Source organism: Pilosibacter fragilis (genome assembly GCF_032490495.1).
Classification (GTDB): Bacteria; Bacillota; Clostridia; order Lachnospirales; family Lachnospiraceae; genus Pilosibacter; species Pilosibacter fragilis.
In genome coordinates this window covers 1-21399 of sequence record NZ_JAVYJB010000004.1, presented here as the reverse complement: position 1 = coordinate 21399, position 21399 = coordinate 1, and the positions used below count along the sequence as shown (strand labels likewise).

Genomic DNA, 21399 nt, shown 5'->3' with positions numbered 1-21399 from the left:
CCCGGAGATCAGCTCCGGTGCCGGTTCATATCTGTCCGGAAATTGCTGAAACCTACATTTTTACCTTATATAAAATACATGGAGGAATCCGATATGTCAGAACCATTATTAAATGTAAAAAATCTCTCCGTGGATGTGGAAGACAAATCCATTCTTCACGGGATCAACTTAACGATCAACAAAGGCGAGACCCACGTACTCATGGGACCGAACGGTGCCGGAAAATCCACCCTCGGATGTACCTTAATGGGAAACCCGAATTACCACGTCACGGACGGTGAGATCTTCTTTGGCGGTGAGAATATCACAAAAGAGGCAGCTGACAAGCGCGCCCGCCTCGGTATGTTCCTCTCCTTCCAGAACCCGCTGGAAGTTCCGGGAATCTCCCTCTCCAACTTCATCCGCAGCGCCCTCTCCGCAAGAACCGGAAAGAATGTCCGCATCTGGGATTTCAATAAAGAACTCCAGAAAGCCATGGAGGTTCTCGACATGGATCCGTCCTACGGCTTCCGTGATCTGAACGTCGGCTTCTCCGGCGGTGAGAAAAAGAAAGCGGAGATCCTGCAGCTTCTCCTCTTAAATCCATCCTTAGCGATCCTCGATGAGACAGACTCCGGTCTTGATGTCGATGCGGTCCGCACCGTTTCCAAGGGAATCGAGGAGTACCAGAAGAGCAAGGACGGAGCGCTCCTCATCATCACCCACAGCACAAGGATCCTGGAGTCTCTCCATGTGGACAAGACCCATGTTCTCGTAGACGGCCGCCTGGTTGCCGAGGGTGATGGTTCTCTCGTCGATGAGATCAATGAGAACGGCTTCGAGCAGTTTATCGCTTCCGCAAATGAGAAGGGAGAGAACGATTAATGAAGGAAAAGACGTATGTTGAGGACGTCGACCGCAACATGTACGACTTCCGCAATGACGAGAAGGACGCTTACCGTATTAAAAACGGTCTCACCGAGGACATTGTGGAAAAGATCTCCGAAGAGAAGCATGATCCGGAGTGGATGCATGATTTCCGGTTGAACTCCTTAAAAATATATCATGAAATGAAGGTTCCGGACTGGGGCCCGTCCATCGAAGGGTTGAACATGGACAACATCGCCACCTATGTCCGCGCAAATACAAAGATGAAGGGGAACTGGTCCGAGGTTCCGGAGGAGATCAAGGACACCTTCGAAAAGCTTGGGATCCCGCAGGCGGAGCGCACCTCCCTCGCAGGTGTGGGTGCCCAGTACGACTCCGAGCTCGTCTACCACAATGTCCGCAAGGAGGTTGCGGAGCAGGGCGTTATCTACACAGATATGGAGAGCGCCCTGACCGGCGAATACGCCGATATGGTAAAAGAACACTTCATGAAGCTCGTGACGCCTCATGACCACAAATTTGCCGCTCTGCACGGCGCTGTCTGGTCCGGCGGTTCCTTCGTCTATGTTCCGAAGGGAGTTTCCGTCGAGATCCCGCTGCAGTCCTACTTCCGTTTAAACGCGGCGGGTGCCGGACAGTTTGAGCACACTCTGATCATCGTCGATGAGGGCGCATCCTTACATTTCATCGAGGGATGTTCCGCTCCGAAGTACAATGTGGCCAATCTTCACGCCGGATGCGTTGAGCTTTACGTCGGAAAGAACGCAAAGCTCCGCTACTCCACGATCGAGAACTGGTCGAAAAATATGTACAATTTAAACACAAAGCGTGCGAAGGTCGAGGAAGGCGGAGTCATCGAGTGGGTATCCGGTTCCTTCGGTTCCCATGTTTCTTACCTCTACCCAATGAGCGTGTTAAACGGTGAGGGCGCAAGATCCGAATTTACCGGGATCACATTCGCCGGTAAGGGACAGAACCTTGATACCGGATGTAAGGTGGTCCACAACGCTCCGAAGACTTCTTCCTATGTAAATACGAGATCGATCTCCAAGGACGGCGGGATCAGCACCTTCCGAAGCTCCGTTGTCGTATCCGCAAAGGCAAAGGGCAGCAAATCCGCTGTCTCCTGCCAGTCCCTGATGCTCGACGATATCTCCCGTTCCGACACGATCCCGGCAATGGATATCCGCACAAAGGACGCCGATGTCGGACATGAGGCAAAGATCGGACGCATCAGTGATGACGCCGTCTTCTATCTGATGTCCCGCGGTATCTCCGAGGAGGACGCGAGAGCCCTGATCGTCAGCGGCTTCGCCGACAATGTCTCGAAGGAGCTTCCGCTTGAATACGCGGTGGAGATGAACAATCTGATCCATCTGGAAATGAAAGGAAGTATTGGATGATGGAGAACATGAAGATCAACCAGCTCCCTTCTAAGACATGGAACTGGCTGAAAATGAATGAGACTGCGGTCTCCGGGATTTCTGTCTCCGGAGCGCATGAAGGAAACCTTGAGATCCCGGAAGGGATCAAAAAAACTGTCTGCCCGGCCGGGCTTCCGGACCGTTTTAAGGATGTCGCTGGCGGCATGGGATCCGATATGGATATGCTGGTAAAGGAAAGTTCCGCGGGTGCAGTACTGCTCTCTGCTGACAGCGATGTCTCCGGGGAACCGGCGCGGATCAGATTTGCCTACGGTGCTTTTGAGCACAGCCTGAACACCTTTGGAATTCTGGCAAAAGAAGGAAGCAATATGACCGTTATCATGGATATGGCGGCTGAACGAAGCGTCGATCCTGAACGGACCGGAAGTCCCAGCCCGGTCGGAGAAAATCCTGCTGCCGTCTCCCAGTCTGAACACACCGGGCTTTCCGCCGTGCAGACAAAATTAATTCTGGAAAAAGACGCGAAGGTGACTCTCGTCCAGATCATCCGCAACAAAAACGCGAAGACCGTTTTGAACGATATCGGGGCAAAGGTTGCTGACGGTGCGAAACTCTCCGTCATCCACTTATTCCTTGGCGGTGACCGGGTCTACAACGGCTGTAAGGCTGAACTTATCGGCAAAAAGAGTAATTTTACAGCAGACATCGCCTACACAGTTGCCGATGACTGCGTGCTCGATATGAACTACGTGGCACTCCACGAGGGAAGGAAATCCGTCAGTGAGATCAGGACCGACGGCGTGCTCCATGAAAACGCGAGAAAGCTGTTCCGCGGGACCATCGACTTTAAGAAGGGTGCTGCGGGGGCTGTCGGAAACGAGAAAGAGGACGTTCTTCTTCTCGACGATGACGTGGTCAACCAGACGATCCCGCTGATCCTCTGCGCCGAGGAGGATGTGGAAGGAAACCATGGTGCCACCATCGGAAAGCTGGATGAGGACCTTGTATTCTATCTGGAAAGCCGCGGCATGGCTCTCGCCGAGATCTACAAAATGATGGCGAAAGCAAGGATCGACGCGGTTCTCCGTTTCGTACCTGATGAGAAGACGAAGGCAGACGTTGCCTCCTACTTAGAAAGCGAGGGTTCCAATGGATGTGAATAAGATCCGGGAAGATTTCCCGCTGTTAAAAAACCGTGACATCATCTACCTGGACAATGCGGCGACTTCCCAGAAGCCCGCATGCGTCCTGGACGCGGAAAAGCGGTTTTATGAGAAATATAACGCAAACCCGTTCCGCGGTCTCTACGAGTTAAGCGAAGAGGCGACGGAATGTTATGAGGACGCAAGAAAGACAGTCGCTGACCTCCTTCACGCATCATGTCCTGAGGAGATCGTGTTTACGAGAAACGCCACAGAGAGCCTGAATCTTGCGGCCTACACTCTCTCCGAGTACCTGTTAAAACCGGGCGACGAGATCATTGTCAGTATCATGGAACACCACAGCAATATTCTCCCGTGGCAGCAGGCTGCAAAGCGTTACGGTGCGACGGTGAAATATCTTGAGTGCGACATGGATGGAACGATCCCGGCTGAGCGACTGGAGAGCATGATCACGGACCGCACAAAGATCGCCGCGATCACGCAGATCTCCAATGTGCTTGGATGCAGGAATGATTTAAAGACATTCGCTGAGATCTGCCATCGCCACGGCGTGATCCTGGTCGGCGATGGTGCCCAGAGCGTTCCGCATATCGCTGTTGACGTACAGGATCTGGGCGTGGATTTCCTTTCTTTCTCCGGTCACAAGATGCTGGCTCCAATGGGGATCGGCGCTCTTTACGGAAAGAAAGAGCTTCTTGAGAAGCTTCCGCCCTTCCTCACCGGCGGCGAGATGATCGAATCTGTCACAAGAGAGGGAGCTGTCTGGGCAGAGGTTCCGCATAAGTTCGAGGCGGGAACCGTCAATGCCGGAGGCGCTTACGCGCTGGCTGAGGCAGTCCGCTACATGAAGAATATCGGTTTCGACGCGATCGAGGCACAGGAGAACAGGCTCACGAGAATCGCCTACGAGGGCATGATGAATATTCCCGGAATCCGTGTTCTCGGGAGCAGCGATCCGGACAACCATCACGGAATCCTGTCCTTCGCTGTCGACGGCGTCCACCCCCATGATGTGGCAGAGATCTTAAACGCTGACAATATCTGTGTCCGCGCCGGTCATCACTGCGCACAGCCGCTGTTACAGTACCTTGGAACCGCCTCCACGACGCGTGTGAGCCTCGCGTTCTACAATACAGAGGATGAGATCCGTGCATTCCTTGAGAGTCTTGGCGGATTAAGGAGAAAAATGGGATATGAGTAATACATTTTATAATGAAATTTTAATTGAACACAATCTTCATCCGACTCACAAGCATGAGCTGCCGGACGCAAACCTCGTCTTAGAGGGCGTAAACCCGAGCTGCGGTGATGATATCTGGCTGAAATTAAAGGTCGAGAACGATGAGATCGTCGACGGAGCTTTCGTCGGAGACGGCTGCGCGATCTCCCAGGCCTCCGCGGATATGATGTTAGATTTGATCATTGGAAAGAAAAAGGATGAGGCTCTGCGCCTCGCAAACCTGTTTCTTGAGATGATCAAAGGAACTGCAAAAGGCGATGAGCTGGAACCTCTGGAGGAAGCTTCCATCTTACAGGATGTATCCCATATGCCGGCGCGGGTCAAGTGCGCGGTGCTGGGATGGCATACGATGGAGGAGATGTTTAAGAAGGCGGCTGAAGGGAAGATTATACCTGGAATGTCGGTGACGACGGAAAATAAATAAAGACTTGAATTCAATTTTCAAATATGCTACACTATAAATACAAAGGGGAAAGTCAGATACATGTGGCCTACCCTTCATAGTTTAGTTTGTTACATTGTAACAGCCGTCACTATTGCAGTAGTGGCGGCTATTTTCTTTTCCCGAAGATTGTGTAACACAATCCAACGAGAGCGACAATGAAGATACCTATCTGGATTAAATCCGAATATGTAACGTACATTGGCATTTCTACGTTCCACTCCGGTCGTTGCTGGACGAGTGCCACCGGCACTCAGCAACCTCCTTTCTTTCGTCTGGAGGGTTAGTCCCTCCGAAACCGGAGGGCAGGCCGCCTTTCATGTATTCTGCTTTCCCACATCACTATTATATATTACGAACATTTGTTCGTCAATATTTTTTCTTAGCTACTATGTGCACCAGCGCCTCGATCGGCCTCCTCAACGACGTCACGACCATGATCCCCGCCGCAAGCGCGATCGCAAGTCCGATCGCCGCCTGCCCCTTTACGATAAACTGCGGCATGTCGCGCCGGAGAGCCGCGTCCATCGCATAGTACAGGGAACCTCCCGGGATCAGCGGGATGACCGTCGGCATCAGGACCGTCGTTGCCGGTGTCTTTAAGATCCTCGCCCAGATCTCCGAGTAGATCGTGATCAGGATCGCCACAACGAAAAATCCCAGATATTCATTATTCACAAAATGTAAAAATACAAGATACACTGCCCAGAAAACTGCCCCGCCGATCGCCGGGATCAAGACTCTGCGCCCGCGGATGTTGTAAATGATCGCAAATCCGAACGACCCGAAAAACGATGCGATGATTGAAAGAACATCCTGACTCATAACATCCCTCCAAGAAGTATTTTAGAAAGAATAAACCCGGCTGCCACACAGATGGCTGTGATCATCGCCTCCGAAAAATGCAGAAGTCCGCTGATCATGTCCCCGCTGATGAAATCCCGGAATGAGTTCGTCATCAGGACTCCCGGAATCAGGAGCATGATATTCCCGATCATGATCATCTCGACATGCTGTCCGATCCCGAGATAGCAGACAAGAATACATGCCATACCGGAGATCAGAGAGCAGAGGATATTGGAGAAGATCGCCTTCAGCTTGATCGCGGAGAGCGCATATAAGGTCACGCGGATCAGCGCCCCGACAAACAGGGACGCAAATCCATCCCACAGATTTCCTCCAAAGAAAATGGCAAACGCCCCGGCTGTCATTGCATAGATCCCGCACTGCACCGCCGGGGAATAGGTCGGCCCCTTCAATATTTTTTCGTACTCCCGGTCGATCACCTCAAAGGACGGCTGCGTCGCGCAGATCCGCCTCGAAAGGTCATTCAGCCGGTCCAGCTTCCACATATCCGTCCCGTAACTTAAAATTCTTCGCGTCTGCGTGATCCACTTCCGCTCCTTCGTCTCCAGCGTCACGATGATACACGACGCGATCGAGAAAATATGGCTCTGCCGGATCCCGTAGGCATTGCAGATCCTCCGGATCGTATCCTCCACACGGCTGATCTCCGCCCCGCTCACGAGGAGCTGCTCCCCGATATTGATCGCGCAGGTCAGGACTTCTTCGCTTGTCATCTCTTCATTCTTTTCAGTTGTCACCTTTTTTCCCCTTTTCCTCTGCTTCGGCGGCCATCGCGCGCTGATAATGCTTTAACGCGTCCCGATAGGCAACGATCAGCGCTTTCCAGGAAGAACCATGATATCGGCGCCGGATCGCCTCCTCGATCACCTTCGCATCCGTTTCCAGGTGCTTATGCAGAAAAAGCTTTCGTATAAAATCATTTGTCAGCTCCAGCGTTCTCGAACAGTCTGTCTGTATGATCTCTCCTGTTGATGGGATCACCTCAAACGCGATAAAAAAGCTTCCATACACCTTTGTGATCGCGTTATCCACATTCGTTCTTGATTCTCCTACAATATAATATGTCTCCTCACCGGTTTCAGCCATTCTGCTCTCCTCTTTTCATCAGCTCGCGCGCGGCTGGGTTCAGTCACGCTCTCATTTCCAATACTTGTCCCACCATATTTCAGCATCATAATATAGGAAATCCATTCTGTCAATCCCTGTACGAATTCCAGTACATCTGCGGCCACTACTATATTGTACGGGGTTTTCAGTTCAGAAAATTCCTGCCCATAAAAAGTAATCACATCTGCTCTCTCGTCCGGACCGGCGGCATTAAAATGTCGCCATATTCATGAAAATATGCAACAGCTATTCCAAGTAGGTATTTTCGGCACCGAAAATACCATAATATAATGTCCTGGATGCGGATTTTGCCGATTTAGGATGCGAAGCATCGGCAAAATCCCGTTACTGTTTACGCAAAGCGTAAGCAGTAACGCCGGGGTTGTCGGTGACAACTGAAGGGAAATAGTACTTGAATTCACTTTTCGAATATGATAGACTATAGATACAAAAAGGGAAAGTCAGATACACACGGCCTACCCTTTATAACTAGCTTGTTACAATGTAACAGCCGTCACTATTGGGGTAGTGGCGGCTATTTTCTTTTCCCGAAAATTGTGTAACACAATCCTACGAGAGCTACAATGAAGATACCTATCTGGATCAAGTCCGAATATGTAACATACATTGGCATCGCCCTCCTTTCTTTCGTCCGGAGGGGGAAGCCCCTCCTTTTATGGAGGGCAGGCCGCCTTTTATGTATTCTGCTTTCCCATAAATTCATTATATATTGCAAACATTTGTTCGTCAATATTTTTTCTTAGCTACTATGTGCACCAGCGCCTCGATCGGCCGCCTCAATGACGTAACGATCATGATTCCGGCCGCAAGCGCGACCGCAAGCCCGATGGCTTTCTGGGCCTTCAGGATGAACTCCGGAGCATCATGGCGGAGCGCCGCGTCCATCGCATAGTACAGGGATCCTCCCGGAATCAGTGGGATGACCGTCGGCATCAAAATCGTCGTCGCCGGTGTCTTCAGAACTCTCGCCCAGATCTCCGAGTAGATCGTGATCAAAATCGCAACCACGAAAAATCCCAGATATTCATTATCCACAAAATGCAGAAACGCCAGATAAACTGCCCAGAAGACAGCGCCGCCGATAGACGGGATCCAGAGCCTCTTCCCCCGTCATCGGGTCCGTCGCCTGTGCGCCTGTTTTCTGGTCTGTCTGCACCTTTTTTCACCTTTTCCATTCAAATGTTTTCCTGGAAATCATGGTTCCATTCCCTGACTTTTATTATACGGGGCTGGGATTTCTTTTACAAGTGGCAAGCGCCTGCTCGATCAGGGCATTAAGCGCCTTCGTCTGCTCCGGGGATGTGGCCGCGCCTACGATCGGTTGTCCCACGATGTTCCCGTTCTGATCAACGACATAGGTCGTTGGGAATGCGTACAATCCGGCGGTAAAACGGCCGGCATCGCTGTCGGAGTCAAACCAGAGATTCTGATAGGATGCTCCCTTTTTTGACAGGATCTCCTTCGCCTCGGCAATCGCACCCTCATCGCCGTCCAGCGTAAATGCATTGATTCCTACGACCGCACCGCCCTTTTGCGCCAGCTCCTGATTCAACGCATCCAGATCCGCAAGCTCTCCGACACAGGGCTTGCAGGTCGTAAACCAGAAATTCACGACGGTTACGGTATTACCGGAAAAGAGTTCACTGCTGTTTACATCCTTGCCATCGAGATCCTTTCCCTGAAAGTCCGGGAACTTTTCCTGACCGCTCCCAGCATTTCCTGCCGCAGCACTCTCACCTTCCCCCGGCATCTTGACGCAATCCGGATATTTCTCCTCCAGATCTGTCAGCTTTTCCTCGATCTCCCGGATCTGTCCGGCTCCGTCATTCAGAATTTTCAACTCATCTGCTGTAAATTGATCCTTTGCAGCCTCGATCGCCTTCAGAAGAAAATCGCCGTAATTATTATTGTCTCCGCTTACCACCTGGTCCTTATCGATCGTCAGGAACAGCTTTTCCCAGAGCTTTGCATTGGCTGACTGGATGTCCTCCTCCTTCTGCATCAGCTTTTGATACAGGTCTGCTGCTTCTTTGGCATCTCCCGGCTCCGCGGACAGTGACGTTCCGCTCTCTGACGTCTGCCCGGAGGCATTTTCCTTGTTATTCTTTGCTCCCCCGCACGCTGTGAGGCCAAATGCCAGCACAAGAATGAGCAGGATCGCTGTCATATTTGATCGTTTCATTTCTTTTCTCCATTTCTATTTGAGTCGGACGCAAAACCGTAGCAAAAGCTGACGGCATCCGTGGGACAGGCATTGATACACTTCCCGCACCGGATACATTCCGTGTGATTGGGTGAGCTTGTGACATCGACATCCATCTGACAGACTCTTCTGCATGCTCCGCAGGATATGCATCTGTGTTCATCCACTTTGATCCCAAGCAGGGATACCTTGTTCATCAACGCATAAAACGCACCGAGGGGACAGATCCATTTGCAGAACGGCCGATAAAACAGCACACTCAAAACAACGACTCCGATCAGGATCATAAGCTTTCCGGTAAACAGATGTCCCAATGCCGACCGGATCCCCGGATCAACGACTGACAAAGGAATTGCCCCCTCTAAAACTCCCTGTGGACAGAGATACTTGCAAAAGAATGGGTCACCCATTCCCACATCATTTACAACAAGCGCCGGCAGTGCGATCACAGTAAAAAACAGCACGGCATATTTAAGATAAGTCAGGGGCTTAAGCCTTTCCGTAGACAGCTTTTTTCCCGGAATTTTGTGAAGAAGATCCTGCAGCCAGCCAAAGGGGCACAAAAATCCGCATATAAAGCGCCCTAAAAGGACACCAACCAGGATCAGAAATCCGGTTATATAATAAGAAAAGCTGAATTTCGATGAGCCGACCACCGCCTGAAAAGAACCGATCGGACATGCCCCGGCTGCCGCCGGACAGGAATAGCAGTTCAGCCCCGGCACGCAGACTGCCTTTGCCTTTCCCTGATAGATCCCGCCTTTGAAAAAATTCGGCAGGTGAGGGTTCGTAAGAAGCGCCGCCGCTGCCTGGATCCAGCCGCGAAACCGGCTCAGTATCTTTGATATGATATGTTTTCTGTTATCCAATTCCTACACACTCCAAACACAGCCTGATCGCCTTACTTAACACGGTATCCGCCTCTCCCCGCATCACGCCGACGCACAGCATGACTATACCGGCAATCAGCAGAGCGCCCTGAAATAATGCCTTTTTTGTTCGCAACAACCTAGTCTCTCCTTCTTGTTTGATATCCTATTACAGGTAAATTCACTCATATTGTTTCCTTAAACTATCCATTCCTCTTATCCCTCGATTTCTCAATGCAATTATATCGGAGAACCCGGTAGTTTGTAAAGCGATACGAAACTTTTCATATGCAAAATTTCCTGTAAAGAAACTTTCCCGATTTGCAGACCTCATTTTCTGATCGTCATCGGTTGTCGGTGAGCTGGAGCGTTCTTCTTTTCGTCAGATCCTTTGTTGACCTTTCTCCTCCGGTTCGCTACAATAGTAATCAGAAATATCCTTCAGGAGGAATGTAAACATGAACTCTCATATGAATTTTATCAAAGAGCAGTTATACACCTTAACTTCTATCCCGAGTCCGTCCAGCTTTACAGCAAAAGTGACTGATTACCTGTTGTCCGAATTATCTTCTCTGGGGTATTCCCCGGAGCGCAGCAATAAGGGGAACGTATTCGTTACCCTGGGTGGTTCCGGCTCTCCTCTGGTACTGGCAGCCCATGTTGATACATTGGGGGCTATGGTTCGCTCCATCAAGGAAAACGGACGTCTGCGGCCCACAACCATCGGAGGTCATCAGTGGTCCACGGCGGACGGCGAGAACTGCACCATTCACACCCGTGACGGCAGAGTTTACACCGGTGTAGTGCTGAACAAGGAGCCTTCTTCCCACGTTGCTGATCAGAAGACCGAGCTGATCGAAGAAAATATGGAGATCCTGCTGGATGAAAATGTCGCTTCCGATCAGGATACTCTGGCACTTGGGATCCAGACCGGTGACATCATCGCCATGGACCCGCGCACGGTTGTGACAGAAAGCGGATACATCAAAAGCCGTTTTCTTGATGACAAGCTTTCCGCCGCTATCCTGCTGGGTCTCGCCAGAGCCGTACGTGAAGATGCCTGGAAGCTGAACCGCAAGGTTTCTTTATTATTTACAGTATATGAAGAAGTAGGGCACGGCGGAAGTGTCGTACCGGATGATACAGAGGAGATGATTTCTGTCGATATGGGTTGTGTCGGCAGTGACCTTGGCTGCACCGAACGGATGGTTTCGATCTGTGCCAAAGATTCCGGTGGTCCTTATAACTATGATCTGATCACGGCTCTTTCCAACCTTGCGAAGGAGAAAAAGCTGGATTATGCCATTGATATTTATCCGCATTATGGCTCCGATGTGGAGACTACCCTGCGCGCCGGATATGATATCCGTCACGGTCTCATCGGTCCTGGAGTCTATGCTTCCCATAATTACGAACGCTCCCATATGGACGGAGTTCACAATACCTTTGAGCTGTTGAAGGCTTATATCACAAGATAGCTTCTTTGTAACTGTGAACAGATCTGTACACTTGCAATCGTAAACAATTACTCAAAGGTTCTATCGCTGATGATGTTAAACAAAAGATTTTCGATATTGCTAATACTTATGGCTACGAAATTATTGCTATAGAAACCGACAAAGACCATATACATTTCTTATTAAGTTACGATACAACAGATAGGGTTTGCGATATTGTCAAAATTGTAAATCAAGAAACAACGTATTATTTATGGCACAAATATGGTTCGCTTCTGTCTAAACAGTATTGGAAGAAAAAGATATTTTGGTCAGACGGATATTTTGCTTGTAGCATCGGAGAAGTATCGTCAGCTACCATACAAAAATATATTGAGAGTCAGGGGTAATGACTAAAGATTTACAAGGCTCCTCCCACCACCTGAAGGTAGTGGGAGGAGCCTATGGCAAACAGCTGGCAGTGGTAGTTAGACCGGAAATGTGCTCAGATATAACCGGAAGATGTGATCAGCTCTAAGCAGAATCAATCCTTCTCGTATTTCTCAATCCTGCATTGCTCCCAGATAAGCAATAGTGATTATGCTGCTCAACGAATTTTCATCGTTATACTGGATCATTGATGCATACTGTGAATGAAACTTATCGATTTCAGCAGCAACCTGTTTTTCATCCATTGACAGTGTAGCTGTAAGAAGTTTTCTCGATTCTTGCTGAAATGCAATCAGTTCATCCCAATTACTGCTTCTCACAGCTGTGATTAGTTCCTGTCTGATCTCCTCATTCGGAACAAATGCTGATTCACTATCCTCATTGTATCCTAGATAACCAAGGTGAATCAAGTAGGTGATCACATCGTCACGATTTTGTATCTTAGCCGGATCATTTTTGAAAGTTGCTGTATCAACTTTAACTTCTGAACCTGAAAGCATCTCGATAATCGCATTCTTCAGCCCATCATAATTCATGCAGATGAGTGGTACAACTACCTCATACGAACCGGTCTCAGACCAATAGCTTCTAAATCGTCCTTTTGTCATTACACTTACAACAGCTTTGGGATTATACACTTGATATCCATCAAGCAGATACCCATCATACCATTTTTTGACTTTATCGAAATCCCTGTTGTATTTTTCACAGAGTCCTTTTACCTCATTTTCGGTAAAACCGATGTATGGAGCCAATTCATCTGCCTGCAGCATTGTAAACTCATCCAGGTTATTTACTGCGGACTGGGCCCTTTCTTTCTTAATCGGCAGAATTCCCGTAAGATATGCCAGCTGGATGTACTTCGTTGGTTCTACACCTTTAAACATTCCCCTTAAAAAATTAAGGTATTCATCCTGAATGTTTTCTATCATTGCTCCATCTCGGATAATAACATCCCATTCATCTATGATAACAACAAATTTCTGTCCAGTACGTTCCTTTACCCGTGAAAGCGCATCCGGAAGAGTCACTACCTCTTGTGGCAGCGCATCTGGATAAATGCCACGAAGTTCATCCAGAACACTTTTTGTTATAAAAGAGACCACTTTATCCGCATCATCACAGTTTGCTAAAAACCACTGAATATCAATATGGATCACATCGTATTTATTAAGATGCTTCTTGAAATCGGCATCTTTGCTTATCCTCAATCCTGAAAACATCTGCTCGGAATCCGTACCCTTGCTGTAATATGCCGCCAGCATGTTTGCCGCATAAGACATTCCGAACCGGCGCGGCCGGCTATTGCAGATATAGGCATTCGTTGTATCGAGAACACTCTTTGTATACTCGATCAAGCCAGTCTTATCCACATATATTCTGGAGTTAAGAGCAACCTGAAACGCACTGCTGTCTGGGTTTACAAATCTTCCCATGCTTCCGGCCACCTTTCTTTGTAAATGCTTAAATAACGGTTTTGTTTAATAATTATATACTATCATAAACTAAGCATTATTGCGATAGGATATGGAGCAATTCAGAGCCAGAAGTGTATGACAGTCATTGTGTCTTGTACTGAATAACTAAAAGAGGGTGCAGTTTATAAAGCGTTCCACTGGTCTGCCTTATAAAGGCTATAAATCCTCTGTTAACTATGATGGTGAACCTTCCGTGTCTAATGGTAGCTGCAAACATAAAATCGTCGTGAAATACCAGTTCTTCCAGTGCTTTTTTACCCATTTTCTTCCTCCGTGATACAGAGGAATCCTATAAGGATAGATTAACACAAATCCCCTCAGGTGCAATGGTTTTTTCAGGGTACCCGCTGGAAATGATTTCAGAACACCCACCGAAAAAGTCCCAAAGCGTTTCTTCACAGTATTTGAAAATACTATATAAGCAATTTCTCATTTTCATCAATAGAATACTGGCTTTAGCATTTTTTCAAAAAAATATACCAATGACTGGTCTCAGACAATTCTTTTTTATCAAGCTGTTCAAAATATCCTTCTTTTAATATTTGGACTCTGTTCGTTAATCCACTCATTAATTCAAGATATTCTTTCCGGGTTCTATATATTGCATCATAATTATCCTTTAAGATATCAGACCAGATATGATCCAGAGTCAATCTCTCGTTGACCCCTATACTTTCTTCTATATATACGATCGCTCCCTCATTCAGTATATCTGTCAAACTGTCATAACATTTTCTCAGCTCAGCATCATTGATATACATAGAGACCCCTGCAATAATCACTGTATCAAATTTCCTGCCGATTATTTTCTTGTTTTTAAATATGTCCTGAAACGAAGAATTAATAAACCATGCATTGGAATATGATTTAAAACGTTCTCCGGCTGACTTTATCATTTCATCTGAAAAATCTGTTCCTATATATTCTCCACAATGATCTATGATATTCTCTGCCCATCTTCCTATCCCACAGCCAATATCCAGGACTTTTTTATCCGGACCAAGATTTAAATGCTGTACAACCTGCTTCTTTTCAAATTCATTCCATTCTTTTCCATAATCCGGTCTATTATCACCAAGTACTACAGATGTATATTGATTCACCTCGCCTGCTGCAAATTTTTTTGCCCTGTTGTTAAAAAAAGCTTTTATATTTTTATCATCTACGTTTACTTTGTCATTGTATACTCTATTATTCATGGCCTTTTATATTATTTTCCTCCTTCTCATTGTCAGGCGGCAAATTATCCTTCCCGCCGACTGTAAACTTTCCGCAAATTAAATTCGGCAGTGTTTCCATACTGTCTCTCTCAACCAAGCCTGCCAGTCAGGTTTGTGCAGGGTCATGGCCTTGTTTCAAAAGCAGCAATGTTGCCTCTCAAACAAGGCTACGACAACGTGCCGCCAAGCCGGGAGAAAAGCGCGGTAAGTCCCGGCACGGCACAATCGGGTAGGCGAATCTGGAGAAAATACCGTGCGGTTTGCGCCTACCGCAATGTGCCGCCGGACGCCTGTCCTTGTTGATTATTGCCCTGAGATTTTAGCTGATAAAGACCCATTGAATCCATTTGCCAATATGTGGGATAAAGATGAGGAATCTCGTAAGATGTGTGAGCTTACACTGCCCGCTATTCAGGAAAATTATTATAAGTTTGATAAATTCTATCATAAGCGTTTTGAACGCACGTGTAAGAAATACACGGCTCAAAATTTTAATGATATTTCTACGGATGAAAACATTACAGGCTTCGTATGTGGAAGTGATACGATCTTTTGCATTGATGAGTTTGGAGGCTTCGATGATGGATATTTCGCAAATTATGATTGTATGAAAAAGAATAGCGTTGTGTATGCCGCAAGTTTTGCAGATTCACATTTTGAGCAGGACGATTATCAAAAGTTGAACGAAAGGCTGAAAAATTTTAATGCGATTGGCTTAAGAGAAAATCAAATGATACCATATGTCGCTTCTCATGTAGATGTTCCAGTTCAAAGGGTAATTGATCCAACATTATTGCTGACAAGTAATGAGTACGACAAAATAGCGGACGAACGGCTGGAAAATGAGAAGTATCTGTTACTTTATTCGCGTAGATATAATCCTCATATGGAGGCTTATGCAGAGAAGCTTGCAGCAGAAAATGGCTGGAAGATCGTTGAAATTAGTTTGCGCGCAAAAAATGCTGAAAAAACTAATCGCCGAATGTTCTATGAGGCAGGGGTTGAAGAGTTTTTGTCCCTTACGAAATATGCAGAATGTGTTGTGACAAATTCGTTCCATGGAGCGATATTTGCTGTTCAATACAGTAAGCCGTTAGGCGTATTCTCCAGAGAACAGTGTGATACTAAAATAAAAGAGCTTCTTGCCCTGTTTGGCTTGACTGACCATTTGCTGGTAAGTGGAGCGGAAGATAAGGGTAATTTGAACGATATAAATTATGAAGTAGTTCATAGTCGCATAGCAGAAGCTAGAAAAAAATCTCTTGAGTTCTTGCACATGGAATTGACTTCCTGCTTTTAATGGTGGTGTGAGATATGGCGGGATACTTGATAGACAAAGATAAGGGAAAGTGTTACGGCTGTGAAGCCTGTGTTCAGATTTGCCCTAAAAGTGCATTGAAGTTGGAAGAGGACGATGAAGGATTTCGTTATCCGATTCTTAATAAAGACTTGTGTGTAAAATGTAATTTGTGCCACCAAGTCTGTCTTTATGAGAATATGCCAGTGCGATATGGCAAGGACAAGTATGTTTTTGGTGGATATATCAAAGATGAAGAAGTACGTTTTGAAAGCACTAGCGGCGGTGCATTTTCAGCTATTGTCGATACTTTTTGCGATGACAATTATGTGATTTTTGGTGCAGAAAGTAAGGGGCTTTTAGTTTTCCACAGTTATATTACCGACAAGAACAATTTGGCTAAGTTTAGAAAATCAAAATATTCCCAAAGCAAAACGGGTAAATCATATCAGCAGGCTAAAGATTTTTTGAATTCCGGAAAGAAAGTGCTTTTTTCTTGCATATTCCGCAGAATCTGCGCATCCGTTCCGAAGGAACGGAGCGCCATTCCGCTTTAAACTGAGCAGCGCTCAGATAGTCAACTAGTTGCTATTGCTTATACGTCGGTCATTGCCAGAAAAGTGCAGCCGGTAGGCCTTAGCGGTCATTCTGCTGAGGCAGGCATCCGCATAGGTATGATCACCAAACAATGGGTACCATTTATCAACTGGAAGCTGGGAAATGATGATCGTTGACTTGCGGCAGTCCCTGGCTTCTATGATTTCGAGCAGATCACGACATTTATTCATATCCAGGTCCATTAGACCGAAATCGTCAATCACAAGAAGATCGTAGGATGCCATCTTATTCGAATACTCATAATAAGTGCTTTCCTGATGGGCATGTTCCGATTCCGTCATAAGATTGTTGGCACGGATATATTTAACGGTCCGCATTTGGTGCATTGCAGCAATGCATAAAGCACAGGCAATATATGTTTTTCCTGATCCGGCACCACCAGTGATCAGGAGATTATTCGGTTCATCGATCCATTTGCACTCTGCGAGCAGTTCGATGACATGGGTATTTAACTGGCGTTCTGGTTCATAGATCGTAGCGTCGAGATCCGCTGCAGGATACTTTAAAGTTGCCTGTTTGAGAAGTTTATGAAACTTCTTGTTTTCACGCTGGTTCCATTCCTGATTTATGATATCAGCGAAACGTACCTCAAATGGCTCTAATCCCGTGTTCGGATCAAGCAGCTGTTTTGCAAATGCATCTGCCATCCCGGACATCCGGAGCTTATAAAGACGGTCCATGAGAATGTTTTGCTCCTTCGTGAGTTTATCGTTATAAGTGTAATCTTTCATTCTGTAAGCCATTATCGTTTACCTCTACTTGTAGTAATCCTTTCCGCGGATGTTTTCGTGTTCAGGAAGCGCCTTAGGCGGAGCTCCCGACAGCTCTTTCACATTCAGTTTTTTAAGGATCTGTTTAAAAGTGAAATATTTACAGGAATTCAGGTCAATACACTTTTTTGCAGCTTCTTCGGCGATTCCATAAGGAATCATTTTTGCCTGATGAAGAATGCCTGCACAGGCGTTGTAAGCCTGTTCTTCATGTTTTGAAGCCTTAAGGACCCGCTCTATCAGTTCAGACATCGAAGGACCGAATACGGACGCCCAGCGCCTGTAATAATTCCCGTCCTTGGAATTGATATCTTTGTAATAAAGGTGCTCCGGCGGCATATGCTCGTCGGATGTGATATAACGCGGAAGATCCCGGTAGACCCTCTTATGCGTACAGATCAGCTTATTATACTGGTCGCAGATCCGGATCTCTGAGGGCGTTGCTTTTACGATTGCAGGTTTTCCGCAGTAAGAGTAAAATACGGAGTAGTAGTGGCCATCATACTCAACATGATAATTATTCGGAATCTTCAGGACAGCCCTGTAATCGCAGACCGTGTAGCATCCGCCTGGCAGTGGTTTCATGCACGGTTTGTCATATTTCTCAAAAGCATCCCGTCTTGAAAAAGAACGATTCTGGAAAGGCCGGGTATTGAGTGCCGCTACTATCTTTTTGATCTCGGCATTCAATTCTTCGTAAGAGGTAAAGATCTTCTCCTTCAACTTTTCAATCAGATGCGTTTCCAGATACCGTACATGGTTTTCTACTGTTGGTTTGCCCTTGGGTTTTCTGGAAGGAGGCGGAAGAACAACCGTACCGTAAAAATCCTCCAGATCAGAGAACGTGGACTGTAAGATAAGCTCGTCTTTTGTATGTTTGGTTACTGCTGTCTTTAGATTATCCGGCACGAAATGTTTTGCAACTGCTCCGTAAAAGGAAACCGCATGGGTACAGCCTTCGATGAAACACGAAAGTTTCTCATTCGGAAATGCCTCGGCATAGATCAGGCTGCTGATTCCGAGCGTGGTAGTAAAAACATGAACTTTCTGTATTTCTCCGGTCTCTACATCCGTGAGCAGTTCCGGCTGGTCACCGACCCAGTCAATGTACATCTTTTCACCCGGCTTACGGTTTACAGCCATAGAGATCTGATTCCCGCCGTAGTTTTCCTTTACAAAGCGACTGTAAAGGTCATAGAACTGCGTTTTTTCATAACCTTCCGGATGTGCTTCTTTGTATTCCAGCCAACAGAAAGAAATGTTTACCCGGCTGTTTGGGGCATGGATCCTGTCATAATAAGCCTGGAAATCCGGCTGTGGAATCTCTTTACGCTGCAAATTTTTCTGTGGATAAAAGGTATTTTCCACGTCTTTGGGTGACATCTGCTGGAGCTGCTGAAGAGATAAACCGCTTGATGCATAGCGGTTTATGATCAGGCTCACGGTTCCGGAGCCGATCCTGTAACGCTCCATAATAGATCTGCTTGGGCAGTTGTCCTGGCGCATCTGGATGACGCCTATGATGGTGTTGTAGTTTTGCATAAAATATGCCTCCTTCTGTAATCGTATAAATGATTACGAAGGCACTATAACACATTTAAAATATGATGCTCAGTTAAACCGGAAAGATGCTCAGATATGACCGGAAGGTGCGATCAGCTCCAAGCGGAATCAGTGCTCAGTTTGAGCGGAATTTGCATTTTTCTGGAACGCCATGTCAAATTTCTGGATTAAAGGCGTTTTTGCGTAATACGAATCAGGATAACTTATTAACCGTGGAGGTTATTTGCGAAGGCGTCCCGAGTCCCCTTTATATTCGGAAATATGAGCAATCACTAAAAAAGAAATTCGGTGCTTTAATCGAAAGTATTGACTACAGGTATAAGGGCCACTCTTTTCTCGGACATCACAAATGGGACTTCGAGATAATGAGGACCACAGTTATGATGAACGATAATAAGAAAAAAGTAATTGAAAAAGACCGTTGGTTTACCCCATTTTGGGATATTTGGTTGAAGCATCTTATGAGCCGACCTTCATGCTATGAATGCCTCTTTGCGACAACGGAACGGACAGCCGATATATCTCTCGGCGACCTATGGGGAGTACATATTTATTGTATGGAATTATATGGTAAAAATGGTGGCTCTTCTCTGGCAATTGCAAATACTGAAAAAGGAAAATCTGTATTGAAAAAAGCTGAAGGTTCGATGTATGGGCATGAGTTGAGATTTGAAGATGCTTTAAGGTATCAAGGTCCAATGCGTAAACATATTGAAATGAACCCTAAGCGAGAACAATTTATGCAGGATCTGAAAAGTGAAATGGATATTGAAGATATTAACAGAAAATGGGCAGATAAGCCATCGCTAAAACTATTATGGCAGAAATACGTTTGGGGTAATCGTCAGAAAGCTTTTGTGTGGTCTATAAGGAATAGAAAGTAACATATAAAGGAGATCAGTACAATGTATTATCTAAACCAAAAGATAGAAAATCTGGTTAGAATTTTTGACCAGAATGAACGGAAGAGCTATCTTCGACTATAGTGGTTCAGTTGTCAAGACAAAAATTCAAGCATTTTATAATGAACCGATATCTGTAGCTGAATTAGGGAGGTGCCCCCGTTAAGCAGCATGATCAATCAGCAGTGCCGGATAATAATATGATGCGGGTGTCTGATTGTTGATCGCTGAATGACAGTATGATAGTATATAATTATTAAACAAAACCGTTATTTATCCTGAATTATTCACGGAGCAGTATCTGAACTGGTAACTGTACCATGAATCCCAAAATTGACCCATGTAGCCTAAGCATCGCTCAACCAATCTCCAAAAAGGGTATAAAATCCCTGTGGCAGAGTTCTGAGCGGTTATTAAGCTGTCAAGGTTCGTTAATAGTTACTATTCCAGCTGTACATTCAGCTTACCGATATTTGAAAGTGTCTCATAGAATTCATTTTTATAAGGGCAGCTGCTACACAGCTTGAATGTGATATATCTTGCTGAATGAACTACTTTTGCAGCAATCTTCAGCAGTTTTAAACGGACGGTATCAATGCGTTGTTTGCGCATGTTTGCTGATAACGCCAATCGTCTAAACCAATTAAATATGTTATAAGCAAGAGCGTGTACCTGAAGCCTGTTTGCATTTACGATTCTGGTATGACTGCTTACGGAAGCAAAATCAAAACCGGATTTGCTTTCTTTGATGAAGTTTTCCATCAGCCCTCGCTTGCAGTAAAATTTGATAAGATACCCTGGTGAGGAATCCATGTTTGTGACAATAAGGCCATGACTTTGCTTTGTACATGAATTCACCATAAACTACCGCATAATCCACTTTGTTATTCCTGGTGATTTCATCAAGCTCATCCACAAGATCGGATGCTTTTCCACGTAGGATGCCATTCTCCTTCAGCCGGATCACATAGCTTGTGCCGTTTTCCTCACGCTGCTTATAAAGATCAGGCGTAGAAAAAACGCTATCACCACGAAGTAGAATAGGGATTTCCGGATAGTCATGCAAATATTCATCCAGTACCGGCTGCAAAAAATCAACTACTCCGGTGCAGGAATACTGTGTTCCATCACGCAGCTGGATCTTTATCAGATCCCCGGTCATTCCATCATAACAGACAAGTGGATGATAACCATTGCTCTGATAGTGAAAGTTAAAGGCTCTGCCTTCCTGCCTGCCGTATGCATCAAGAAGAGTGGAATCCAGATCCAGAATAACAGCCTGTGGCATCTGAATACTGTAAATTTTCCTCCGAAGTACTCTGGCAATCGCAAGGAACTGGTTTAAAGTGTCTTCATCCATACGGTTAAAGAATCTTGATACCGTAGGCTGTGATGCAAGCGCATCTTTTTCAAGTACAGACTTGAATACAGGATCATTTGTCAGTTCATCAGAGGCATCATCCTCGAAATAACCGGCAATAATCATATATATCATTTGGAG

22 protein-coding genes and 1 pseudogene are annotated in these 21399 nt (G+C 46.2%); 10 read left to right on the top strand and 13 right to left on the bottom strand.

Features of this window, described 5'->3' with window-relative positions:
• Nucleotides 1-93: 93 nt before the first annotated feature.
• Genes sufC through sufU form a run of 5 tightly spaced genes read left to right on the top strand, consistent with a single transcriptional unit; the run spans nucleotide 94 to nucleotide 5079 of the window.
• A complete protein-coding gene (sufC, locus tag ABCW45_RS04530) occupies nucleotides 94-864 on the top strand; it encodes a Fe-S cluster assembly ATPase SufC (RefSeq protein WP_117503653.1) in 771 nt (256 codons plus the stop codon).
• Nucleotides 864-2270: a Fe-S cluster assembly protein SufB gene (gene sufB, locus ABCW45_RS04525; RefSeq protein WP_117503654.1), complete on the top strand. Its 1407-nt coding sequence runs from the start codon at nucleotides 864-866 to the stop codon at nucleotides 2268-2270. Before sufC ends, sufB begins: the two co-directional genes overlap by 1 nt.
• Complete coding sequence (locus ABCW45_RS04520) at nucleotides 2267-3415, top strand: SufB/SufD family protein (protein WP_117503655.1); 1149 nt, start codon at nucleotides 2267-2269, stop codon at nucleotides 3413-3415. Before sufB ends, ABCW45_RS04520 begins: the two co-directional genes overlap by 4 nt.
• Nucleotides 3402-4616, top strand: coding sequence for an aminotransferase class V-fold PLP-dependent enzyme (locus ABCW45_RS04515; protein WP_117503656.1), 1215 nt, complete (start codon nucleotides 3402-3404; stop codon nucleotides 4614-4616). Before ABCW45_RS04520 ends, ABCW45_RS04515 begins: the two co-directional genes overlap by 14 nt.
• Nucleotides 4609-5079, top strand: coding sequence for a Fe-S cluster assembly sulfur transfer protein SufU (gene sufU / locus ABCW45_RS04510; protein WP_015553198.1), 471 nt, complete (start codon nucleotides 4609-4611; stop codon nucleotides 5077-5079). The genes ABCW45_RS04515 and sufU overlap by 8 nt, the downstream gene beginning before the upstream one ends.
• Nucleotides 5080-5466: 387 nt before the next feature.
• Here the strand turns inward: sufU and ABCW45_RS04500 are convergent, their stop codons facing one another.
• From ABCW45_RS04500 to ABCW45_RS04470, 7 genes are all read right to left on the bottom strand, one after another.
• A complete protein-coding gene (locus tag ABCW45_RS04500) occupies nucleotides 5467-5922 on the bottom strand; it encodes a threonine/serine exporter family protein (protein ID WP_015553197.1) in 456 nt (151 codons plus the stop codon).
• Entirely contained in the window at nucleotides 5919-6701 is a 783-nt protein-coding gene (locus ABCW45_RS04495; protein WP_242994017.1) for a threonine/serine exporter family protein, read from the bottom strand. Before ABCW45_RS04495 ends, ABCW45_RS04500 begins: the two co-directional genes overlap by 4 nt.
• Complete coding sequence (locus ABCW45_RS04490; protein ID WP_015553196.1) at nucleotides 6691-7050, bottom strand: DUF3870 domain-containing protein; 360 nt, start codon at nucleotides 7048-7050, stop codon at nucleotides 6691-6693. The genes ABCW45_RS04495 and ABCW45_RS04490 overlap by 11 nt, the downstream gene beginning before the upstream one ends.
• Before the next feature lie 768 nt (nucleotides 7051-7818).
• Entirely contained in the window at nucleotides 7819-8184 is a 366-nt protein-coding gene (locus tag ABCW45_RS04485; protein ID WP_117503661.1) for a threonine/serine exporter family protein, read from the bottom strand.
• A gap of 127 nt (nucleotides 8185-8311) precedes the next feature.
• Entirely contained in the window at nucleotides 8312-9274 is a 963-nt protein-coding gene (locus ABCW45_RS04480) for a TlpA disulfide reductase family protein (protein WP_343220375.1), read from the bottom strand.
• The gene (locus ABCW45_RS04475) at nucleotides 9271-10164 is read right to left on the bottom strand and encodes a 4Fe-4S binding protein (RefSeq protein WP_343220374.1); all 894 of its coding nucleotides are present in this window, start codon (nucleotides 10162-10164) and stop codon (nucleotides 9271-9273) included. Before ABCW45_RS04475 ends, ABCW45_RS04480 begins: the two co-directional genes overlap by 4 nt.
• Nucleotides 10157-10303, bottom strand: a complete 147-nt coding sequence (locus ABCW45_RS04470; RefSeq protein ID WP_117503664.1) for a CD1871A family CXXC motif-containing protein — start codon at nucleotides 10301-10303, stop codon at nucleotides 10157-10159. Before ABCW45_RS04470 ends, ABCW45_RS04475 begins: the two co-directional genes overlap by 8 nt.
• A gap of 319 nt (nucleotides 10304-10622) precedes the next feature.
• On the opposite strand from ABCW45_RS04470, the gene ABCW45_RS04465 reads away from it, so the two are divergent.
• Entirely contained in the window at nucleotides 10623-11642 is a 1020-nt protein-coding gene (locus ABCW45_RS04465; RefSeq protein WP_343220373.1) for a M42 family metallopeptidase, read from the top strand.
• A gap of 23 nt (nucleotides 11643-11665) precedes the next feature.
• Nucleotides 11666-12010: an IS200/IS605 family transposase gene (tnpA, locus tag ABCW45_RS17900; RefSeq protein ID WP_117515149.1), complete on the top strand. Its 345-nt coding sequence runs from the start codon at nucleotides 11666-11668 to the stop codon at nucleotides 12008-12010.
• 153 nt (nucleotides 12011-12163) lie between these two features.
• Here tnpA and ABCW45_RS04460 read toward each other — a convergent pair whose 3' ends face one another.
• From ABCW45_RS04460 to ABCW45_RS04450, 3 genes are all read right to left on the bottom strand, one after another.
• Nucleotides 12164-13486, bottom strand: a complete 1323-nt coding sequence (locus ABCW45_RS04460; protein WP_343220372.1) for an AAA family ATPase — start codon at nucleotides 13484-13486, stop codon at nucleotides 12164-12166.
• A 124-nt stretch (nucleotides 13487-13610) separates the two neighbouring features.
• On the bottom strand, nucleotides 13611-13790 hold the full coding sequence (locus ABCW45_RS04455; protein WP_343220371.1) for a hypothetical protein: 180 nt from the start codon (nucleotides 13788-13790) through the stop codon (nucleotides 13611-13613).
• A gap of 193 nt (nucleotides 13791-13983) precedes the next feature.
• Nucleotides 13984-14727, bottom strand: a complete 744-nt coding sequence (locus ABCW45_RS04450) for a class I SAM-dependent methyltransferase (RefSeq protein WP_343220370.1) — start codon at nucleotides 14725-14727, stop codon at nucleotides 13984-13986.
• Between the two features lie 274 nt (nucleotides 14728-15001).
• On the opposite strand from ABCW45_RS04450, the gene ABCW45_RS04445 reads away from it, so the two are divergent.
• Together ABCW45_RS04445 and ABCW45_RS04440 are read left to right on the top strand one after the other, a co-directional pair.
• Nucleotides 15002-16048, top strand: coding sequence for a polysaccharide pyruvyl transferase family protein (locus tag ABCW45_RS04445; RefSeq protein ID WP_343220369.1), 1047 nt, complete (start codon nucleotides 15002-15004; stop codon nucleotides 16046-16048).
• A gap of 14 nt (nucleotides 16049-16062) precedes the next feature.
• Nucleotides 16063-16602, top strand: coding sequence for a 4Fe-4S dicluster domain-containing protein (locus ABCW45_RS04440; protein ID WP_343220368.1), 540 nt, complete (start codon nucleotides 16063-16065; stop codon nucleotides 16600-16602).
• Nucleotides 16603-16626: 24 nt separating this feature from the next.
• Here ABCW45_RS04440 and ABCW45_RS04435 read toward each other — a convergent pair whose 3' ends face one another.
• Nucleotides 16627-17406: an ATP-binding protein gene (locus ABCW45_RS04435; protein WP_118741157.1), complete on the bottom strand. Its 780-nt coding sequence runs from the start codon at nucleotides 17404-17406 to the stop codon at nucleotides 16627-16629.
• 12 nt (nucleotides 17407-17418) lie between these two features.
• A complete protein-coding gene (istA, locus tag ABCW45_RS04430) occupies nucleotides 17419-18975 on the bottom strand; it encodes an IS21 family transposase (protein ID WP_343220367.1) in 1557 nt (518 codons plus the stop codon).
• 86 nt (nucleotides 18976-19061) lie between these two features.
• Here istA and ABCW45_RS04425 point away from each other — a divergent pair, with 86 nt between their 5' ends.
• Nucleotides 19062-19880 (top strand): Coenzyme F420 hydrogenase/dehydrogenase, beta subunit C-terminal domain, encoded by an 819-nt coding sequence (locus ABCW45_RS04425; protein WP_343220366.1) that lies wholly within the window; start codon nucleotides 19062-19064, stop codon nucleotides 19878-19880.
• A gap of 459 nt (nucleotides 19881-20339) precedes the next feature.
• Here ABCW45_RS04425 and ABCW45_RS04420 read toward each other — a convergent pair.
• A pseudogene (locus ABCW45_RS04420) lies at nucleotides 20340-21399 on the bottom strand (IS1380 family transposase); the annotation flags it as partial.

Excerpts from the sequence above, each read along its gene's own strand:
- sufC (WP_117503653.1), top strand. The coding sequence starts at position 94 with ATGTCAGAACCATTATTAAATGTAAAAAATCTCTCCGTGGATGTGGAA.
- sufB (WP_117503654.1), top strand. The coding sequence starts at position 864 with ATGAAGGAAAAGACGTATGTTGAGGACGTCGACCGCAACATGTACGAC.
- ABCW45_RS04520 (WP_117503655.1), top strand. The coding sequence starts at position 2,267 with ATGATGGAGAACATGAAGATCAACCAGCTCCCTTCTAAGACATGGAAC.
- ABCW45_RS04515 (WP_117503656.1), top strand. The coding sequence starts at position 3,402 with ATGGATGTGAATAAGATCCGGGAAGATTTCCCGCTGTTAAAAAACCGT.
- sufU (WP_015553198.1), top strand. The coding sequence starts at position 4,609 with ATGAGTAATACATTTTATAATGAAATTTTAATTGAACACAATCTTCAT.
- ABCW45_RS04500 (WP_015553197.1), bottom strand. The coding sequence starts at position 5,922 with ATGAGTCAGGATGTTCTTTCAATCATCGCATCGTTTTTCGGGTCGTTC.
- ABCW45_RS04490 (WP_015553196.1), bottom strand. The coding sequence starts at position 7,050 with ATGGCTGAAACCGGTGAGGAGACATATTATATTGTAGGAGAATCAAGA.
- ABCW45_RS04480 (WP_343220375.1), bottom strand. The coding sequence starts at position 9,274 with ATGAAACGATCAAATATGACAGCGATCCTGCTCATTCTTGTGCTGGCA.
- ABCW45_RS04465 (WP_343220373.1), top strand. The coding sequence starts at position 10,623 with ATGAACTCTCATATGAATTTTATCAAAGAGCAGTTATACACCTTAACT.
- ABCW45_RS04460 (WP_343220372.1), bottom strand. The coding sequence starts at position 13,486 with ATGGGAAGATTTGTAAACCCAGACAGCAGTGCGTTTCAGGTTGCTCTT.
- ABCW45_RS04455 (WP_343220371.1), bottom strand. The coding sequence starts at position 13,790 with ATGGGTAAAAAAGCACTGGAAGAACTGGTATTTCACGACGATTTTATG.
- ABCW45_RS04450 (WP_343220370.1), bottom strand. The coding sequence starts at position 14,727 with ATGAATAATAGAGTATACAATGACAAAGTAAACGTAGATGATAAAAAT.
- ABCW45_RS04440 (WP_343220368.1), top strand. The coding sequence starts at position 16,063 with ATGGCGGGATACTTGATAGACAAAGATAAGGGAAAGTGTTACGGCTGT.
- ABCW45_RS04435 (WP_118741157.1), bottom strand. The coding sequence starts at position 17,406 with ATGGCTTACAGAATGAAAGATTACACTTATAACGATAAACTCACGAAG.
- istA (WP_343220367.1), bottom strand. The coding sequence starts at position 18,975 with ATGCAAAACTACAACACCATCATAGGCGTCATCCAGATGCGCCAGGAC.
- ABCW45_RS04425 (WP_343220366.1), top strand. The coding sequence starts at position 19,062 with ATGCTCAGATATGACCGGAAGGTGCGATCAGCTCCAAGCGGAATCAGT.